Genomic DNA, 19,384 nt, shown 5'->3' with positions numbered 1-19,384 from the left:
ACCCCGCAAACGCCGGTGCCCGGCACGCCAGTTGGCATGCCGGGCACCGGGAACGCCGGGGAGTTACGCCGGAACGCTGGCCACGCCCTGCGCCAGGAACCGCTTGCCGGTCACCCGCTCGCTGACGCCCTCACGGTCCAGGTACGCGGTGATGCCGCCCAGGTGGAAGGGCCAGCCGGCGCCGGTGATCAGGCACAGGTCGATGTCCTGGGCCTCGGCGACGACGCCCTCGTCGAGCATGAGGCCGATCTCCTGCGCCACCGCGTCGAGCACGCGGTCACGGACCTGCTCCTCCGTCAGGACGACATCGCCCTGCTCGAGGAGCGCGGCGACCTCGGGGTCGAGCTCCGGCTTCCCGGAGTCGTACACGTAGAAGCCACGCTTGCCGGCCTTGACGACCGCCGCGAGGTTCGGGGACACCGTGAAGCGCTCCGGGAAGGCGCGGTTCAGGGTCTCCGAGACGTGCAGGCCGATCGCGGGACCGACCAGCTCCAGGAGCACCAGCGGGGACATCGGCAGGCCGAGCGGCTCGACGGCCTTCTCGGCGACCTCGACCGGGGTGCCCTCGTCGATGACGTTCTGGATCTCGCCCATGAAGCGGGTGAGGATGCGGTTCACGACGAACGCGGGGGCGTCCTTCACCAGAACCGCGGTCTTCTTCAGCCTCTTGGCGACACCGAAGGCCGTGGCCAGCGAGGCGTCGTCGGTCTGCTCGCCGCGGACGATCTCCAGGAGCGGGAGGATCGCGACCGGGTTGAAGAAGTGGAAGCCGACGACCCGCTCGGGGTGCTTCAGCTTCGACGCCATCTCGGTGACCGAGAGGGACGAGGTGTTGGTGGCGAGGATCGCGTGCGCCGGGGCGACCGCCTCGACCTCCGCGAACACCTGCTGCTTGACGCCGATCTCCTCGAAGACGGCCTCGATGATGAAGTCCGCGTCGGAGAAGCCCTCGGCCTTGTCCAGGACGCCGCTCACCAGCGCCTTGAGGCGGTTGGCCTTGTCCTGGTTGATGCGGCCCTTGCCGAGCAGCTTCTCGATCTCGGCGTGGACGTAGCCCACACCCTTGTCGACGCGCTCCTGGTCGATGTCGGTCAGGACGACCGGCACCTCGAGGCGGCGCAGGAAGAGCAGCGCGAGCTGCGAGGCCATCAGGCCCGCGCCCACGACGCCGACCTTGGTGACCGGACGCGCGAGCGACTTGTCCGGCGCACCCGCCGGGCGCTTGCCGCGCTTCTGGACGAGGTTGAACGAGTAGATACCCGCACGCAGTTCGCCACCCATGATCAGGTCGGCGAGCGCCTTGTCCTCGGCGTCGAACCCGGCCTGCAGGTTCCCGTCCTTCGCGGCGGCGATGATGTCGAGGGCGCGGTACGCGGCCGGGGCGGCGCCGTGCACCTTGCTGTCGGCGATGAACTTGCCGCGCGCGACGGCCTCGTCCCACGCGTCGCCGCGGTCGACCTCGGCGCGCTCGACGGCCACGTCGCCCTTGAGGACGTTCGCCGTCCAGATCAGCGACTGCTCCAGGAAGTCGGCGCCCTCGAAGATCGCGTCCGCGATGCCGAGGTCGAAGACCTGCTTGCCCTTGAGCTGGCGGTTCTGGTTGAGCGAGTTCTCGATGATGACCGAGACGGCCTTGTCGGCGCCGATCAGGTTCGGGAGCAGCGCGCAGCCGCCCCAGCCCGGGACCAGACCGAGGAAGACCTCGGGGAGCGAGAACGCGGGCAGCGCCTTGGAGACGGTGCGGTAGGTGCAGTGCAGACCGACCTCGACACCGCCGCCCATGGCCGCGCCGTTGTAGTACGCGAACGTCGGCACGGCGAGGCCCGAGAGGCGCTTGAAGACCTCGTGGCCGCCCTTGCCGATGGCCAGCGCGTCGTCGTGCTTCTTGAGGAGCTCGACGCCCTTGAGGTCGGCGCCGACGGCGAAGATGAACGGCTTGCCGGTGATGCCGGCGCCGACGATCGTGCCGTCGGCCGCCTCCTTCTCGACCTGGTCGATCGCGGCGTTCAGGTTCGCGAGCGAGGCCGGGCCGAAGGTGGTCGGCTTGGTGTGGTCGAAGCCGTTGTCGAGCGTGATCAGCGCGAACCGGCCCGCGCCGAACGGCAGGTCGAGGTGGCGTACGTTCGCCGACGTGACGACCTCGTCCGGGAACAGCTCGGCGGCGCCCTTCAAGAGCTCAGCGGTGGTGGTGCTCACTTGTCGCCTCCGGCGTCCTTGTGGTGCGGGTTCTCCCAGATGACCGTGGCGCCCATGCCGAAGCCGACGCACATCGTCGTCAGGCCGTAGCGGACCTCGGGCTGCTCCTCGAACTGGCGGGCAAGCTGCGTCATCAGGCGCACACCGGAGGAGGCCAGCGGGTGACCGAACGCGATGGCGCCGCCGTACTGGTTGACGCGCGCGTCGTCGTCGGCGATGCCGTAGTGGTCCAGGAAGGCGAGGACCTGGACGGCGAAGGCCTCGTTGATCTCGAAGAGGTTGATGTCCTCGATCGACAGACCGGCCTTGGCGAGGGCCTTCTCCGTCGCCGGGATGGGGCCGTAGCCCATGACCTCGGGCTCGACGCCGGTGAAGGCGTAGGAGACCAGGCGCATCTTGACCGGGAGGTTGTGCTCGCGGGCGAAGTCCTCGGACGCGATGATCGACGCGGTCGCACCGTCGTTCAGACCGGCGGCGTTGCCCGCGGTGACGCGGCCGTGCACGCGGAACGGCGTCTTGAGGCCGGACAGGTTCTCCAGCGTGGTGCCCGGGCGCATCGGCTCGTCGGCGGTGACCAGGCCCCAGCCGGTCTCGCCGACGTCCGGGTTGGTGTTGCGCACGGAGACCGGGACCAGGTCCTGCTGGATCTTCCCGTTCGCGTACGCCTTCGCCGCCTTCTCCTGCGAGCGCACGGCGTACTCGTCGGCGCGCTGCTTGGTGATCTGCGGGTAGCGGTCGTGCAGGTTCTCGGCGGTCATGCCCATGAACAGGGCGGACTCGTCGACGAGCTTCTCCGACACGAAGCGCGGGTTCGGGTCGACGCCCTCGCCCATCGGGTGGCGGCCCATGTGCTCGACACCGCCGGCGATGACGGCGTCGTACGCGCCGAAGGCGATGGAGCCCGCGGTGGCGGTGACGGCGGTCAGCGCGCCGGCGCACATGCGGTCGATGGAGTAGCCGGGCACGGACTGCGGGAGGCCCGCGAGGATGCCGGCGGTGCGGCCGAGGGTCAGGCCCTGGTCGCCGATCTGCGTGGTCGCGGCGATGGCGACCTCGTCGATCTTCGCCGGGTCGAGGGCCGGGTTGCGGCGCAGCAGCTCCCTGATGGCCTTCACGACGAGATCGTCGGCGCGGGTCTCGTGGTAGATGCCCTTCGGGCCCGCCTTGCCGAACGGGGTGCGGACGCCGTCGACGAAGACGACGTCCCTGACGGTACGAGGCACGATGGCTCTCCTCCAGATGCGGGATGGCACTGCCGCGCGGCACGCACCCGGGATGCGGGAAGCGCGCTGCGAATACCGTCATGCTACTTGCGGGTAACCAAGACGTGTAGTCCCCCCGGCCGGAGCGGCGAAGGTCACACCGCGCGATCGAGGATCGAGCGCACCACGGGCCCCGCCGAAGCGGTCACGTCACGGACGAACCGCACCCGTCCCACCCCGAACCCGCGCAGTGCCGAGCCGTGGTCGCAGGCGACGACGAGCGCCGCGGCGAGGAGCAGCGCCCGCCACCCCAGGAGCACCAGGCGCCCCAACGGGCGTGGCATCCGCGCGAAGGCCTCGCGCAGCCGCTCGCAGTGGAACGGCACATGCCGCACCTCGTCGGCGAGGATCGCCCCGGCCACCCGCGTCGTGAGCGCGTCGCCGGTGCCGTCGCGCAGCGCGCGGTAATAACGCAGCGCCACGACCTCGGCGACCATCAGGACCAGGAGTTCGAGCCGCAGCCCGAGAAGCCGGCGCAGCCGGACGAAGACGGTGTCGCTCCAGTGCGAGGTGAGCTGCGGCACCCCGCCGGCGCCGAGCAGCAGCCCGAGCAGCCGGGCGTGGTTCTGCTCCTCGGCCACGAAGAGCCGTACGGCGCGCGCGTACGGCGCGTCGCCCGCCCGGTCGGCCTTGGCGATCAGGTTCGCCCCGTCACCGCTCTCGCCGACCTGGAAGCGCCGCACGCTCCGCCAGATCGCGGGATGCACCCGCGCGCCTTGCTCCCAGGCGGGCTCCGGTGCCGCGGCCCGGCGCTCCCGCTCGTCCTCGAAGTCGCGCAGCCATGCCTCGTACCCCCTGGTGATCATGGGAGTGACCGTAGGCATGCCCTCCCCGCCGCGACGAGCGAAGAGGGGCCACCGGTACGAAACCGCGACGAACCCGGGGCGCCGCGCGGCGCCCCGGGTGTCAGGCGGTCTGCTTCAGTGCCGCGGTGAGCAGCGGCGTGACCTGCTCGATCTGCCAGAGCCGCGCCCCGTACCCGCGCAGCGCCTCGGCCACCGCCGCCTCGGAGCGGTCGCCCGGGGGCTCCCAGCACACGCGGCGGACCGTGTCCGGCGTGATCAGGTTCTCCTGCGGCATGGTCAGCCTCTCGGCCAGCGACGACACCGAGGCCCGCGCGGCGGAGAGCCGTGCCGCGGCGACGGGGTCCTTGTCGGCCCAGGCCCGCGGGGGAGGAGGCCCGGCGAGCGGGGCCCCGGGCTGCGGCAGCTCCGCGTCGGGCAGCTCCTTCGCCCGGTCCACGGCCGCCTGCCACTGCTCCAGCTGACGCCGGCCCGTACGGTGCCCGAAACCGGGCAGCGCGGCCAGCGCGTGCACATTCGCGGGAAGGGCAAGCGCCGCCTCGACGATCGCGCCGTCCCCGAGCACCTTGCCCGGCGACACGTCACGACGCTGCGCGATCCGGTCCCGCGCGGTCCACAGCTCCCGTACGACGGCCATCTGCCGACGGCGCCGCACCTTGTGCATCCCGGACGTGCGCCGCCACGGGTCCTTGCGGGGCGGCGCGGGCGGAGCCGAGGCGATGGCGTCGAACTCCTGGTGCGCCCAGTCCAGCTTTCCCTGCCGGTCGAGCTCCTTCTCCAGCGAGTCCCGCAGGTCCACGAGGAGCTCCACGTCCAGCGCGGCGTAGCGCAGCCACGGGTCGGGCAGCGGCCGCGTCGACCAGTCGACGGCGGAGTGGCCCTTCTCCAGGACGTAGCCGAGGACGTTCTCCACCATCGCGCCGAGCCCCACGCGCGGGAAGCCGGCCAGGCGCCCGGCGAGCTCGGTGTCGAAGAGGTGGCCGGGGACCATACCTATTTCGCGCAGGCACGGCAGGTCCTGCGTCGCGGCGTGCAGCACGCACTCGGCGTCGGCGATCGCGTCGCCGAGAGCGGACAGGTCGGGGCACGCGACGGGGTCGATGAGCGCGGAGCCCGCGCCCTCGCGGCGCAGCTGCACCAGGTAGGCGCGCTGCCCGTAGCGGTAGCCGGAGGCGCGCTCGGCGTCGACGGCCACGGGCCCGGTGCCCGCGGCGAAGGCCGCGACCACCTGGGCCAGGGACTCCTCGTCGGCGATCACCGGCGGGATGCCCTCGCGCGGCTCGAGCAGGGGGATCGGCACCTCCGCAACAGAGCCGCCGTCGTCCGGGGGTGCGCCCCCGGTGGTTCGCAGTGAACTGTCTGCTGCGGTCTCTTGGGCGTCGGTCACGTGTCAAGGGTATCTGTGTATGTACAGCGCCCGTCGACGGAACGTTCCGTCGACGGGCGATGAAGGTACGTAAACCAGTCAGGGTCAGTGGATGATTCCGGTGCGCAGAGCCACGGCGACCATTCCGGCGCGGTCTCCCGTGCCGAGTTTGCGCGCGATGCGGGCGAGGTGGCTCTTGACGGTCAGCGCGGACAGGCCCATCGAGACTCCGATGGCCTTGTTCGACTGGCCCTCGGCGACGAGCCGGAGCACCTCGACCTCACGGCCTGACAGTTCGCGGTAGCCGCCCGGGTGGCTCGGAGCACCCGGGGGGCGGCGGTGCATACGGGCCGCTGCGGACCCGATGGGGGCGGCGCCGGGGCGGGAGGGCATCCCGACGTTGGTGCGGGTGCCGGTGACGACGTAGCCCTTGACGCCACCCGCGAGGGCGTTGCGTACGGCACCGATGTCGTCGGCTGCGGAGAGGGCGAGCCCGTTGGGCCAGCCCGCGGCACGGGTTTCGGACAGAAGGGTCAGGCCGGAGCCGTCGGGAAGGTGGACGTCGGCGACGCAGATGTCGCGGGGGTTGCCGATGCGGGGACGAGCCTCCGCGACGGACGAGGCCTCGATGACGTCACGTACACCGAGCGCCCACAGGTGGCGGGTGACAGTGGAACGGACGCGGGGGTCGGCCACGACCACCATGGCGGTCGGCTTGTTCGGGCGGTAGGCGACCAGGCTTGCGGGCTGCTCGAGGAGAACGGACACCAGGCCTCCTGGGGTGCGGGACGGGACCGGCTCGGGGATGAAGCCGGGGCGAACCGTGCTTTCAAGGTCACAGACCTCTTCGGCAGTAAACCCGCCCGCCTTTAGAGAAAGATCACGATTTAGTGAGTAACAATTCGTGCAATTCGGACACGCGATCGATCATCCGAAGATCGAACCGAATCACAACGGGACCGGAACTCTTCGAGGTCCGGTCCCGATCGGTGCGGTCACTTCCCCTCGCCACCGGCGACGGAAGGCCGAAAATCGTCTGCCGATGGCTGTTCCTCGCCGCCCGTCAGGACTTCCGCATCGCCGCCGAGGTCTCTGGCGTCGCCGTTCGGGACTTCCGCACCGCCGTCAGGACTTCTGCGGACCCCGGCGCTGAGGCAGGGTCACCACCGACGCGTCCCCGGGAGCGGTCGGCGGCAGGCCCGCGATCTGGCTGAGCAGATCGCACCAGGCCGCCAGGTGAGAGGCCGTGTCCGGCACCCCGCCGAGCCCCTCACGCGGCGTCCACGAGGCACGGATCTCGATCTGTGACGCCGGCGCACGCTCACCGAGCCCGCCGAAGTAGTGGGAACTCGCCCGCGTCACGGTGCCGCTCGCCTCCCCGTACGACAGACCCCGCCCCTTGAGCGCGCCCGTCAGCCACGACCAGCAGACCTCGGGGAGCAGCGGGTCCGCCGCCATCTCCGGCTCCAGCTCCGCCCGCACCAGCGTCACCAGGCGGAACGTCCCGCGCCACGCGTCGTGCCCCGCCGGGTCGTGCAGCAGGACGAGGCGGCCGTCCGCGAGGTCGTCGTCGCCGTCCACCACCGCGGCCTCCAGCGCGTACGCGTAGGGCGCGAGGCGCTGCGGCGGCTTGGTCGGGTCCACCTCGATCTCCGGGCGCAGCCGCGTCGCCCGCAAGGCCTCGACCGCCGCCCGGAACGGCGGTGGAGCCGAGTCCACCGGATCCTTCGTCTTGCGCCCCTCCCGCTCCGATTCACTCATTCCCTCAGCGCCGTCCGACAGTCGTCCCTCAGCCGCAGCCATGCGGGGAAGATTAAGGGGAACGCGGGCTTCGCGCAGGGAGAGACACCCGGCACCCCCACCTCGATGTCCCCGCGCCCGGCGGGGTTCGCGCCCGTGCGAGACTTTCCGACGTGAGTGCCAACCTCCGCCCCACGGGCCAGCAGCCGACAGCGACGTACGAATCCGCCTTCCTCAAGGCGTGCCGGCGTGAGCCGGTGCCGCACACCCCGGTGTGGTTCATGCGGCAGGCCGGTCGCTCGCTGCCCGAGTACCTCAAGGCGCGCGAGGGCATTCCGATGCTCGAGTCCTGCATGATGCCCGAGCTCGTCGCCGAGATCACGATGCAGCCCGTGCGCCGCCACCACGTCGACGCGGCCATCTACTTCAGCGACATCGTCGTACCGCTCAAGGCCATCGGTATCGACCTCGACATCAAGCCGGGCGTCGGTCCCGTCGTCGAGCAGCCGATCCGCTCGCGCGCCGACCTCGCGCGGCTGCGCGACCTCACGCCCGAGGACGTCTGGTACGTCACCGAGGCGATCGGCCTCCTGACCGCCGAGCTCGGCTCCACCCCGCTCATCGGTTTCGCCGGCGCGCCCTTCACCCTCGCGAGCTACCTCGTGGAGGGCGGTCCGTCCAAGAACCACGAGCACACCAAGGCGCTCATGTACGGCGACCCGCAGCTGTGGGCCGACCTGCTCGACCGCCTCGCGGAGATCACCTCCGCGTTCCTCAAGGTGCAGATCGAGGCCGGCGCCTCCGCCGTCCAGCTCTTCGACTCGTGGGTCGGCGCGCTCGCCCCCGCCGACTACCGGCGCTCCGTGATGCCCGCGTCGTCCAAGGTGTTCAAGGCCGTCGAGGAGTACGGCGTGCCGCGCATCCACTTCGGCGTGGGCACCGGTGAGCTCCTCGGTCTCATGGGCGAGGCCGGCGCCGACGTGGTCGGCGTCGACTGGCGCGTCCCGCTCGACGAGGCCGCGCGCCGCGTCGGCCCCGGCAAGGCGCTCCAGGGCAACCTCGACCCGGCGGTCCTCTTCTCCACGCCGCAGGCGGTGGAGGTCAAGGCCCGCGAGGTGCTCGACGCGGCGGCCGACCTGGAGGGCCACGTCTTCAACCTCGGCCACGGCGTGCCGCCGACCACCGACCCGGACTCCCTGACGCGTCTCGTCGAGTACGTCCACACGCAGACCGCCCGCTAGGGCCTGTCCGGCGGATCTTGTCGCGGGCGCGGGGTCCGGCACGCCGATCTGCGGCGTTGTCGTCGGTTGCCAACGCTCCGCGTTGTCGCCCTCCTCCGCCTTGCATCTCGACGCACCAGACCCCGCTCACCAGCACAGATCAGCGCGGGCCCCCGAGTGCGACCTGATCCGCCGGACAGACCCTAGGGGTGGTGGGGGCGGGCCGGTGCCCGCCCCCGTCCCGCTGAACGAACAGCGCCCGCCTGAACGCAAGCCGCCCGCCGCGCGTACGTCATGCCGAGCAGTGTCCCGCCGCCCCACGCGAGGAGACCAGCCCATGACCGACCACCAGCCGGGTGCGCCTGTACCTCCCCTCACCGCCCTGCCGGACGGTGAGGCCCAGCTCGCCGTCGTGCTGCGCCTCACCTGGGAGGACCTGGCCGCGCTCGGCCAGGAGGCGGGCCGTATCGCCGCCCGCACGCACCGCCCGGTCACGCTCGACGAGGCCGTCAGCCACCGCCTGCGCACCCGCCTGCCCGCGTCCCACGCCAAGCCCCCGCAGCCCACGGCCGCTTCCGCCCTGAGCGCGGCCACCCCCCGCACCCCCGGCGACCAGGCGCGCCAGGCCATAGAGCAGATCAACGGCACCTCCACCCCGATGCCGCCCACCTCGGGCCCGGACGCGCCCTAGGGGGTGTCCGGCGGATCCCCTAGCCCCTGCGCACCGCCGCGCTCGACTTGCGGGCCGCCACCAGGATCGGGTCCCACACCGGTGAGAAGGGCGGTGCGTAGCCGAGGTCGAGGGCCGTCATCTGGTCCACCGTCATGCCCGCGGTCAGCGCGACCGCCGCGATGTCGACCCGCTTCGCGGCGCCCTCGCGGCCGACGATCTGCACGCCGAGCAGGCGGCCCGTGCGGCGCTCGGCGATCATCTTCACCGTCATCGGGGCCGCGCCCGGGTAGTAGCCCGCACGGCTCGTCGACTCGATCGTGGCGGACACGTACTGCAGACCGGCCCGCCGCGCGTCCTTCTCGCGCAGGCCGGTGCGTGCGATCTCCAGGTCGCACACCTTGCTCACGGCCGTCCCGACGACGCCCGGGAACGTCGCGTAACCGCCGCCCGCGTTCCTGCCGATGACCTGCCCGTGCTTGTTGGCGTGCGTGCCGAGCGCGATGTGGCGCTCGCGTCCCGAGACCAGGTCGAGGACCTCCACGCAGTCGCCGCCCGCCCAGATGTTCTCGTGGCCGCGCACCCGCATGGCGAGATCGGTGAGGAGCCCGCCGTGCTCGCCCAGGGGGAGCCCCGCGGCGCGCGCCAGCGAGGCCTCCGGGCGGACGCCGATGCCGAGGACGACGACGTCCGCCGGATACTCGTCGGACGTCGTCGCGACCGCCCGTGCCCGGCCGTCGTCGCCCGTGAGGATCTTGGTGACCTCGGCGTCGTCGACCATGGTGATGCCCATGCCGGTCATCGACTCGTGCACCAGGCGGCCCATGTCGGGATCGAGCGTCGACATCGGCTCCGGACCGCGGTTGACGACCGTGACCTCGTATCCGCGGAGGATCAGCGCCTCCGCCATCTCGACGCCGATGTAGCCCGCGCCGACCACGACGGCCCGCCGCCCCTGAGTCACGGCGAGCGAGTCGAGCAGCGCCTGGCCGTCGTCGAGGGTCTGCACGCCGTGCACGCCCGGCGCGTCGATCCCGGGAATCCGCGGCCGCACCGGCCGGGCACCCGTAGCGATCACGAGTTTGTCGTACGAGGTCCAGGCCTCCGTCCCCGTGTCGAGCGCGCGTGACCTCACCCGCCCGCCCTCGACGTCGAGTTCGGTCACCTCCGTGCGCATGCGCAGGTCGATGGATCGCTCCCGGTGCTCCTCGGGCGTGCGCGCGATCAGCTCGTCCCGCCCGGCCACCTCGCCGCCGACCCAGTAGGGGATGCCGCACGCCGAGTACGAGGAGAAGTGCCCCCGCTCGAAGGCCACGATCTCCAGCTCGTCGGGGCCGCGCATCCTGCGGGCCTGCGACGCGGCGGACATGCCCGCCGCGTCGCCGCCGATGACCACCAGTCGCTCACGTGTAGGGCTCATGCCCACCAAACTACGTCCGCGCCCCCGTCACTCCTCCTCGCCCCGCTCCCCGGCCGGCGGATGCGCGGGCAACGGGCCGAGCGCCGACGTCGGCGGCTGCGCGGCGGCGGTGGCCCCGCGCGGCAGCCGCGGCCGCACGAGACGCAGCCACACGAAGACCAGCAGGCCGCCCACCACGGCGAACGGCAGCACCGCGCCGACGGCCACCGCGAGCCAGCGGAGCATCGTCACGAACGCGCCCCAGCCACCCGCGACCGCGTCGGTGAATCCCGGGTCCTCGTCCTTGTGCCCCGCCGGCTTCACCGGGGTCTCGGTCAGCGACAGCGTGATCGTCGCCAGGCTCGTGCGGTCCTTGAGGGACGCCTGCTGCGCGAGCAGGGCCTCCAGATCGGATTCGCGGGTGCTCAACTCCCCTTCCAGAGCGACGACATCACTCAGCTTCGTCGCCTTGTCCATCAGCTCCCGGACCCGCGCCACACTCGCCCGCTGCGACGTGACGCGGCTCTCCACGTCGACGACCTGGTCGGTGACGTCCTGCGCCTTCACGTTCCGCTCGACGAGCCGGCCGGCGCCCGCGAGGTCCGCGAGGACCTGCTCGTAGCGCTCCTGCGGCACGCGCAGCACGACACGGGAACGCTCGTGCCCCCTGCCGTCGCGGTCGGTCGACTCGTTGCCCACGATGCCGCCCGCGTCCTCGGCCGCCGTGCGCGCCTTGTCGAGCGCCTGCGGGACGTCCTTGACCTGCACGGTGAGCGTCGCCGTACGGATGATGTGGACACCGGTCAGCTTCGGCGGCTCACGCCGGGACGACTTCGCGTCCGACTGTCCCCCGCCCGCCCCCTTCGCGGCGCCCCGGTCCGCGGCGGCCGCCTCGCCGCCCGCGGCCTTGGAGGTGTCCCCGCTGTCCGAGGCGCCGGCGCTGCACCCCGTCAGCGCCAGCGCCGCCACGAGCAGGACGGCGCCGGCCGCCCGTGTGCCGCGGCGCCCCGGCCGCTTTCCTGTGGTGCCTGATTTCCGCATCGACGTACCCCCGGAGGTTGGGTGGGACGGTCGGCCCCATGGACGGGCCCTGGCCGCCTCCTTTGACGGCCCGGCGACCCCTTTCGGTGGTTGCCGGGCGGTCCCGATGCGGTCACGGTCGGGACTCGCCGGTCTGAGACAGTGGGGGCATGCGCGAAGCGGACACAGGCACGGGAACGGGACAGGCCCCCAGGGCTGTCGTCATCGGTGGTGGCATCGCGGGGCTCGCCGCGGCCCACCGGCTGCTCGCGGCCGGCGCGCGGGTCACCGTTCTGGAGGCCTCGGGCCGCCTCGGCGGCAAGCTGCGCGCCGGGGAGATCGCGGGTGTACGGGTCGACCTCGGCGCCGAGTCGATGCTCGCCCGGCGCCCCGAGGCGGTCGGCCTCGCCCGTGAGGTGGGGCTCGGGGACCGGCTTCAGCCGCCGAGCACGGCCACGGCCTCGCTCTGGACCAGGGGCGAGCTGCGCCCGATGCCCAAGGGCCATGTGATGGGCGTCCCCGGCACGGCCGCCGCGCTCTCCGGGGTCCTGTCCGACAAGGGCCTGGCCCGCATCGAGCAGGACCGCGACCTGCCCGCCACCGAGTGCGGCGACGACGTCGCCGTCGGCGAGTACGTCGCCGAGCGCCTCGGCCGCGAGGTCGTCGACCGGCTCGTGGAGCCGCTGCTCGGGGGCGTCTACGCGGGCGACGCGTACCGCATCTCGATGCGCAGCGCCGTCCCCCAGCTCTTCGAGGCGGCCCGCGCCCACCGCTCCCTGACCGAGGCCGTCCGCGCCATCCAGGAGCGCGCGGCGCACAACCAGCAGACGGGCCCCGTCTTCATGGGCATCGAGGGCGGCATCGGACAGCTCCCGCTCGCCGTCGCCGAGTCGGTGCGCGCGCGGGGCGGCGAGATCCTCCTCGACAGCCCCGTCCACGGACTGCGCCGCACCCCCGACGGCTGGGAGGTCAGGGTCGACGACCACGTCATCGAGGCCGACGCCGTCGTCCTCGCCGTGCCCGCGCAGCAGGCGGCCCGGCTCCTCGACACCGAGTCGCCGGCCGCCGCCGCGGAGCTGCGCACCGTCGAGTACGCCTCGATGGCCCTGATCACCCTCGCGTTCCGGCGCGACGAGGCGAACCTGCCCGAGGGCTCGGGCTTCCTCGTGCCCCCGGTCGACGGCCACACGATCAAGGCGTCAACGTTCGCCTCGAACAAGTGGGGCTGGATCGCGGCCGAGGACCCCGGCCTGGTCGTCGTCCGCACGTCCGTGGGCCGCTACCAGGACGAGAAGGACCTCGCGCGCGACGACGACGGGCTCGTCGAGGTGTCGCGCCACGACCTGCGGGAGGCCACCGGCCTGGGCGCCACGCCCGTCGCCACGCGTGTCACGCGCTGGCACGAGGGCCTGCCCCAGTACCCCGTCGGCCACCACGCGCGCGTGGCCCGCATCCGCGGCCACGTCGCCGAGATCCCCGGACTCGCCGTGTGCGGGGCGGCGTACGACGGCGTGGGCATCCCGGCCTGTATCGCGAGCGCCTACGCCGCCGTCGACCAGCTGGACGGTGACCTGACCGGCGTGGAGGAGCTCACCGCACACCCGGTGCAGAGTCTGCACGGCGGCGCGGGAGAATAGCCCTATGAGTGACGACGCCCCCGCCAGGATCCCGAACGCAGGCAAGAAGGCAAAGGACCTCAACGAGGTCATCCGCTACACCCTGTGGTCCGTCTTCAAGCTCCGAGACGTCCTCCCCGAGGACCGGGCCGGCTACGCCGACGAGGTCCAGGAGCTCTTCGACCAGCTCGCCGCGAAGGACGTGACGGTCCGCGGCACGTACGACGTGTCCGGTCTGCGCGCCGACGCCGACGTCATGATCTGGTGGCACGCGGAGACCGCGGACCAGCTCCAGGAGGCGTACAACCTCTTCCGCCGTACGAAGCTGGGGCGCACCCTCGAGCCGGTCTGGTCGAACATGGCGCTGCACCGGCCCGCCGAGTTCAACCGCTCGCACATCCCGGCGTTCCTCGCCGACGAGACGCCGCGCAACTACGTGAGCGTGTACCCGTTCGTGCGCTCCTACGACTGGTACCTGCTGCCCGACGAGGACCGCCGCCGCATGCTCGCGGACCACGGCAAGATGGCCCGCGGCTACCCGGACGTCCGCGCCAACACCGTCGCCTCGTTCTCGCTGGGCGACTACGAGTGGCTCCTCGCCTTCGAGGCCGACGAGCTGTACCGCATCGTCGACCTGATGCGTCACCTGCGCGCCTCCGAGGCCCGTATGCACGTCCGCGAGGAGGTCCCGTTCTACACGGGCCGCCGCAAGACCGTCGCCGAACTCGTCGCGGGTCTCGCGTAGCTCATGTAGTTCCCGGGCCTGTACGCGAAGGGGCCGACCGGTCGTCCGACCGGTCGGCCCCTTCGTATGTGTGCCCGCGCTCAGCCCACGGCGAGCGGCGCAGGCTCGGGGTGCGGGGCGCAGGCGGCGGCGCGGGTCACCGGGACCCGCCCCTCCATCAGATACGCGTCGAGGTGGCTGTTGACGCACTTGTTGGGGCCGGCGGCGATGCCGTGGGTGCCAGCGCCGCGCTCCGTGACGAGGACCGACCCCGGAAGCCTGCGCCACAGCTCACGGGCGCCCTCGTAGGGGGTGGCCGCGTCCCGTTCGGCGGCCAGGATCAGCGTCGCGGGCAGCGCGCCGGGCGCGGTCCGTACGTCGACGGGGCGCTGGCGCGGGGCGGGCCAGTACGCGCAGGGCAGGTTCATCCAGGCGTTGTCCCACGTCTCGAACGGGGCGCGGCGCGCCAGTTGGGTGTTGTCGCGGTCCCAGACGCGGAAGTCGGTCGGCCAGGCCGAGTCGTTGCACTCGACGGCCGTGTAGACGGCCGTGCTGTTCTCGTTCCCGGCGGCCGCCGCGGCCTGCGGCGCGGCCTGCTCGGCGAGCGGCTTCGGATTGCCCTTCAGATACTCCGACAGCGCGCTCGCCCGCATCGCCCAGTAGTCGTCGTAGTACCCGGCCTGGAGATACGCGGACTGGAGCCGGCCGGGGCCGACGGTGCCGCCCGCGGGTTCGCTCGCGAGCCGCGCCCGGACCTTCTCGTAGCTCTGCTGCACATCGGAGGCGGTCGCGCCCAGGTGGTACGTCTTGTTGTGCTTGGCCACCCACTTCCGGAAGTCCGCCCAGCGCCGCTCGAAGGCCACCGACTGGACGAGGTTGTTGGTGTACCAGATCTGCTTCGGGTCGGGGTTCACCGCCGAGTCGAAGACCATGCGGCGCACATGCGTGGGGAAGAGCGTCGCGTACACGGCCCCGAGGTAGGTGCCGTACGACGACCCCATGAAGTTCAGCTTCTGCTCGCCGAGCGCGGCGCGCAGCACCTCCAGGTCGCGGGCGTTGTTGAGGGTCGTGTAGTGCCGCAGCGCGTCCCCGGCGTTCTTCGCACAGCCCTGGGCGTACGCCTTGGCCTGCGCGATCCGCTCCAGCTTGTACGAGGCGGAGGGCCGGGTCGGCGCCTGCGTGGGGGCCTTCGCGAACCGCTTGGGGTTCTCGCAGGACAGCGGGGCCGAGCGGCCCACCCCGCGCGGGGCGTAGCCGACGAGGTCGTACGCGGAGGCGATGCGCTTCCACTCCGGCATCGGCCCGACGAGCGGGAAGTACATGCCGGACGCCCCGGGGCCGCCGGGGTTGAAGACGAGGGAGCCCTGCCTGCGGACGGGCCTGCCGCCCTTCCGCGCCGTCGTGCCGGTGGCCTTCACCCGGCTGACGGTCAGTTGGATCCGCTTGCCGGCGGGGTGGGCGTAGTCGAGGGGGACGGAGACGGTGCCGCACTTGATGTGGGCCGGGAGGTGCTCCGCGGCGGCGCAGGTCCCGAAGGTGATTCCGGTGGCCGCGGCGCGGGCGGCTGCCACGGCGGTGCCGCGCAGTTCGGCGGTGTCGGGCGGGGTCCGGGTGTCGGCGCGGCCAGGGGCGGCGACGAGGGCGGTCAGGACCAGGGATCCGGCGGCCGCGTAGACGGCGGGGGCTGCTTTCATCGCTCTTGTGGGTCCCTTTCGTCCGGCCCTCGCACGGCCGTTTCGCGCGGCCTCTCGGGGCTGTCACCCGCCTGCCGGGAGCAGACGCGAACAAAAGGGATACTTCGTGCGGCAGTTGGCGAAGTAAAGCACCGGCCTGCCGGTGTCGGCTCAATGCCCCCGTTGAGCCGTCCCGAAGGCCTCGCGCAGGGCCGGGTCGGACACCGCGCGGACGCCGTGCACGGCGACGGCGGTCAGCAGGGCGGCCTCCCCGACGCCGTCACGTACGCCCCTCGGCAGGGCGCCGATCAGCCGCTGTCCGGTGGGGGAGGCCCAGCGCGTGTAGGGGTGGACCTCGAAGCGGGCGATGGCCAGACAGGACAGCGTGAGGACGAGGGGCAGCGCGAACCATGCGGCGACCAGCACGCCGTCTCCCTGCTCCCCGCCCGGCATCGTGAGCGACACCCCGGCCAGGACCACGACGGCGAGCGCGGCGGCCCGCACCTGGCGGACCGCGCCCGCGACCCCGCCGCGCGCCCCGTCGGGAACGGCGAGGCCCGCCGCGACGAGCCGGTCGGCCAGCGCCCGTACCGCGTCCGCGGCCGCCGTCGCCCGGCGCACCGCCCCTATCCGGGACTGCCCGTCGGGCCCGATGGCGCCTATCACCGAGCGCTCGATGTCGTCGCCGCCGACCGGGTCGACCACGGTGGCCCAGCCGGTGTGCGCGAGCAGCAGCCGCCGGCTGCGCGCCATCGAGACGAGGGTGAGATCGGCGACCCGGAACGGGCCGCCCGAAAGGAACGCGGCCTCGTACAGCGTCAGCTCGTGCGCCCCGCCCCCGGCCGGCTCGCTGTGCGCGGCGTGCGCCGCGGCGAGGCAGAGGCGCGCGCAGGACAGAAAGGCCGCGGCGCAGGCCATGAGCAGGAACAGAACCCAGAACATGGCGTTTTTCTATGTCACCTGTTCGGGTGGCGCCACGGGTTGTTCACCATATGGACAGAGCGTTGTCCGTATGTGACGTTCCGTTTTCCTCGCCTCCCCTTGTCGTGTCAGGGCTTGGGCCGGGAGGCCGCCGGAGGCAGCGGGAAGGACGGGGACGGGGAGAGGGGCGTCGGGGGAGCGGGGGACGCCACGGGGCCCGGCGGGGCGGGGGAGCGGGTCTCCGGCGGCGTACTCGCGCCGGCGGCGTCCCTCGCGAGGGCGTCGAAGTCGACCAGGCCCGTGGACTCCAGGACCTTGATGTGGTCGAGGACGGTCCTGTTCGCGTCGTCCGCCAGGTCCCGTACGAGCGAGTTGCGTGTCGTCGCGCGAACCTGGGCGACCAGCGAGAAGACCTTCCCGTGGGCCCGGCGCAGGATGTTGGCGAACTTCCGCTCGTAGTCGTCGCCGTGCGCCGCGCTCAGCTCGGACAGCCAGTGCCGCTGCCGGCTGTCGGGCTGGTTGGGGAGTTCGAGGCCGAGCCGCGCGGCGACCTCGCGCACGCGCGCGTCGAGGAAGGTGTGCCCCTCGACGAGGTGCTCACCCGCGGTCCGCACCGCCGTGCCGGTCCCTCTCGCCTCGGCCTGCTGCCCCGCGGGCAGCTCCCACAGTCCCGCGAGCCGCACCTTCGTGACGAACTCGCGGTCCAGGGCCGACAGGGGGCCGAACCCGGTCGGCACGGTCCCCGCGTCGAGCAGGTCCACGCCCGTGCCGGAGCGGTCGGCGTACGACCAGACCGGGAACACGAGAGCGGCGAGCGTGGTGACGAGCCCGGCGACGATGAGTCCGGTGCCGTTGACGAATCGGATGCGCATGGTGCCTCCTGGTGCGGCACCGCACGCTAGTCCGCTTCATGGACGTGGGCTCGGGTAACCCGGGGAATACGTCAACTGCGGTACGGGCGCGGGGTGATGGCGCTCAGGCCGACCGGAGAGCCGGCCGGCCCCGGTGCAGGACCGACCGCGCCGCGCGCGCCAGGCGTGCCCCCGGGTGCGTGGCCGGCGGGGTGGGCCCCGACCGCTCCCGCCACCACCGCTCCAGCTCCCGTCGCGCCCCGGCGTCCCCGGGTCCGCCGGAGTCGAGCAGATGCTCGGCGAAGTCGAGGGCGTCCCGGCGGTAGCCGTCCGTCATGGGCCGGCACCGCGCGTACGACAGGAACGCCGGGCGGTACGCGGCCGCGCCGAGGATCTCCGGCAGTTCGGGCGCCACCTTCGCCACGACGTCCGCCCGCTTGGCGCACAGTGCCCGGCTCTGGACCTTGAGCCGCACGCGGTCGAACCCCTCCGGCGCGGGCGTCCCCGCGACGAGGGCGGACAGGAGTGCTGCCTGCGCGAGCGCGAGCCGCTGACGGGTGGGGCCGGTGTCCTGCACGGCGCCGGTGTCCCGCGAGGCCGTGTCCGAGGGGGGCCGCACGGTGCGCCCCTCGGCGGGCGCGGTCGTCAACGTCCGCCTGATCTCGTCGAGTTCACGCTCCAGCTCCTGCGGGGCCGGGAAGTTCTCGTCGCGCTCCAGGAGGACTCCGGGGGGCGATACCCGGGACGCCAGGTCGGCGAGGATGTCCAGGACGGGGCGCGGCACGGGGTGCGCGTGGCTGTCGTGCCACACGCCGTCGCGTTCGAAACCGCCCGCCACATGCACGTACGCGATGGCCTCGACCGGAAGTTCACCGAGGGCCTTCGCGGGGTCCTCGCCGCGGTTGACGTGGTTCGTGTGCAGGTTCGCCACGTCGATCAGGAGGTGGACGCCGGTGCGCTCCACCAGCTCGTAGAGGAACTGGCCCTCCGTCATCTCCTCGCCGGGCCAGGAGAACAGGGCCGCGATGTTCTCCACGGCGAGGGGGACGGGCAGGGCGTCCTGGGTGATGCGGATGTTCTCGCAGAGCACGTCGAGGGCGTCCCTCGTACGCGGGACCGGCAGCAGATGGCCGGCCTCCAGCGGCTGTGACGCGGTGAGCGCGCCGCCCGCCCGTACGAAGGCGATGTGCTCGGTGACGAGCGGGGAACCGAGGGTCTCGGCGCGGGCCGCGAGGTCGGCGAGCCTGCCCTCGTCGGGCCGGTCGGCGCCGCCGAGGCCGAGCGAGACGCCGTGCGGCACGACGGTGACGCCGCGCTCGCGCAGCCGCAGCAGGGAGTCGGGGACGTGCCCGGGGCACACGTTCTCCGCGACGGCCTCGACCCAGTCGATGCCGGGCATCGCCTCCACGGCCTCCGCGATCTCCGGACGCCAGCCGATGCCCGTACCCAGACGCTCGATCCGCTGCATGGTTCCCCTCCTCCACCCCGGCCCGTGTGCCGTGCGATGCCGGTGTCATGACCCCGGCGGGCACCACCGAACCCAGGAGGGCGGACGTTCAGAGCTTCATTTGAGGTTCCGCGCGACGCCGGCGCGCGGGGCCGGGAGCTCGGCGCCGCGGCCTTACCCCGGTGGAATCGGCCACGGCGCGCTTCGTGCGTTCCGCAAGACTGCGCGGGCAGGAGAGCCTTGCGAACCGGCGCGGAGCCACGCCACCGCCGGAATTGTGAGCTACATCAGGACATGAGTTCCCTTCCCCTGCACCATCGGCTGTGTGAGTTCCGTGAACTACCTGCCCCGACATGTGCGCATCGTGTGCAGGTCACACAGGCCCCACTTCATCGAACCGACTTTCGGGCTGGCGTGAACGCGCCTTGCTCCCGCCATGCCCAACTACCCAAGGTGGGTGGGCACTTGAGCATCAG

General features: G+C 72.5%; 16 protein-coding genes. 4 read left to right on the top strand and 12 right to left on the bottom strand.

What is annotated here, in order from left to right; translation table 11 throughout:
* Nucleotides 1-63: 63 nt before the first annotated feature.
* From OHO83_RS13855 to OHO83_RS13830, 6 genes are all read right to left on the bottom strand, one after another.
* Entirely contained in the window at nt 64-2,196 is a 2,133-nt protein-coding gene (locus OHO83_RS13855; RefSeq protein WP_330279548.1) for a 3-hydroxyacyl-CoA dehydrogenase NAD-binding domain-containing protein, read from the bottom strand.
* A complete protein-coding gene (locus OHO83_RS13850) occupies nt 2,193-3,419 on the bottom strand; it encodes a thiolase family protein (RefSeq protein WP_266675038.1) in 1,227 nt (408 codons plus the stop codon). Before OHO83_RS13850 ends, OHO83_RS13855 begins: the two co-directional genes overlap by 4 nt.
* 134 nt (nt 3,420-3,553) lie before the next feature.
* The gene (locus OHO83_RS13845) at nt 3,554-4,264 is read right to left on the bottom strand and encodes a ferritin-like domain-containing protein (RefSeq protein WP_330279547.1); all 711 of its coding nucleotides are present in this window, start codon (nt 4,262-4,264) and stop codon (nt 3,554-3,556) included.
* Nucleotides 4,265-4,364: 100 nt separating this feature from the next.
* A complete protein-coding gene (locus OHO83_RS13840) occupies nt 4,365-5,648 on the bottom strand; it encodes a ribonuclease D (RefSeq protein ID WP_266675040.1) in 1,284 nt (427 codons plus the stop codon).
* A gap of 84 nt (nt 5,649-5,732) precedes the next feature.
* A complete protein-coding gene (locus OHO83_RS13835; RefSeq protein ID WP_266675041.1) occupies nt 5,733-6,395 on the bottom strand; it encodes a response regulator transcription factor in 663 nt (220 codons plus the stop codon).
* A gap of 357 nt (nt 6,396-6,752) precedes the next feature.
* Entirely contained in the window at nt 6,753-7,430 is a 678-nt protein-coding gene (locus OHO83_RS13830) for a DUF3000 domain-containing protein (protein ID WP_266675042.1), read from the bottom strand.
* 110 nt (nt 7,431-7,540) lie between these two features.
* Between OHO83_RS13830 and hemE the strand changes: the two genes are divergently transcribed.
* Together hemE and OHO83_RS13820 are read left to right on the top strand one after the other, a co-directional pair.
* A complete protein-coding gene (gene hemE / locus OHO83_RS13825; protein ID WP_329433690.1) occupies nt 7,541-8,608 on the top strand; it encodes a uroporphyrinogen decarboxylase in 1,068 nt (355 codons plus the stop codon).
* A 316-nt stretch (nt 8,609-8,924) separates the two neighbouring features.
* Nucleotides 8,925-9,278: a hypothetical protein gene (locus tag OHO83_RS13820; protein ID WP_266675044.1), complete on the top strand. Its 354-nt coding sequence runs from the start codon at nt 8,925-8,927 to the stop codon at nt 9,276-9,278.
* Between the two features lie 19 nt (nt 9,279-9,297).
* Here OHO83_RS13820 and OHO83_RS13815 read toward each other — a convergent pair whose 3' ends face one another.
* Nucleotides 9,298-10,677, bottom strand: coding sequence for an FAD-dependent oxidoreductase (locus tag OHO83_RS13815; protein ID WP_329433688.1), 1,380 nt, complete (start codon nt 10,675-10,677; stop codon nt 9,298-9,300).
* 27 nt (nt 10,678-10,704) lie between these two features.
* Nucleotides 10,705-11,697 (bottom strand): DUF4349 domain-containing protein, encoded by a 993-nt coding sequence (locus tag OHO83_RS13810; RefSeq protein ID WP_330279546.1) that lies wholly within the window; start codon nt 11,695-11,697, stop codon nt 10,705-10,707.
* A gap of 149 nt (nt 11,698-11,846) precedes the next feature.
* On the opposite strand from OHO83_RS13810, the gene hemG reads away from it, so the two are divergent.
* Nucleotides 11,847-13,313 carry a protoporphyrinogen oxidase gene (hemG, locus tag OHO83_RS13805; protein ID WP_329433685.1) on the top strand — a complete coding sequence of 489 codons (1,467 nt, stop codon included), beginning with the start codon at nt 11,847-11,849 and terminating at the stop codon, nt 13,311-13,313.
* Nucleotides 13,314-13,317: 4 nt separating this feature from the next.
* Nucleotides 13,318-14,037: a hydrogen peroxide-dependent heme synthase gene (hemQ, locus tag OHO83_RS13800; protein ID WP_266675048.1), complete on the top strand. Its 720-nt coding sequence runs from the start codon at nt 13,318-13,320 to the stop codon at nt 14,035-14,037.
* 80 nt (nt 14,038-14,117) lie between these two features.
* Here the strand turns inward: hemQ and OHO83_RS13795 are convergent, their stop codons facing one another.
* The 4 genes from OHO83_RS13795 to OHO83_RS13780 form a co-directional block, all read right to left on the bottom strand.
* Entirely contained in the window at nt 14,118-15,710 is a 1,593-nt protein-coding gene (locus OHO83_RS13795) for an alpha/beta hydrolase (protein WP_330279545.1), read from the bottom strand.
* 150 nt (nt 15,711-15,860) lie between these two features.
* Nucleotides 15,861-16,631 (bottom strand): TIGR04222 domain-containing membrane protein, encoded by a 771-nt coding sequence (locus OHO83_RS13790; RefSeq protein WP_266675050.1) that lies wholly within the window; start codon nt 16,629-16,631, stop codon nt 15,861-15,863.
* A 107-nt stretch (nt 16,632-16,738) separates the two neighbouring features.
* The gene (locus tag OHO83_RS13785) at nt 16,739-17,482 is read right to left on the bottom strand and encodes a DUF4142 domain-containing protein (RefSeq protein ID WP_266675051.1); all 744 of its coding nucleotides are present in this window, start codon (nt 17,480-17,482) and stop codon (nt 16,739-16,741) included.
* Nucleotides 17,483-17,585: 103 nt separating this feature from the next.
* Nucleotides 17,586-18,929 carry a DUF692 domain-containing protein gene (locus tag OHO83_RS13780; protein WP_330279544.1) on the bottom strand — a complete coding sequence of 448 codons (1,344 nt, stop codon included), beginning with the start codon at nt 18,927-18,929 and terminating at the stop codon, nt 17,586-17,588.
* Nucleotides 18,930-19,384: the final 455 nt, after the last annotated feature.

Origin of the sequence: Streptomyces sp. NBC_00569 (assembly GCF_036345255.1) — a bacterium.
In the GTDB taxonomy this organism is placed as follows: Bacteria; Actinomycetota; Actinomycetes; order Streptomycetales; family Streptomycetaceae; genus Streptomyces.
This window is presented reverse-complemented; position numbering and strand designations above follow the sequence as displayed.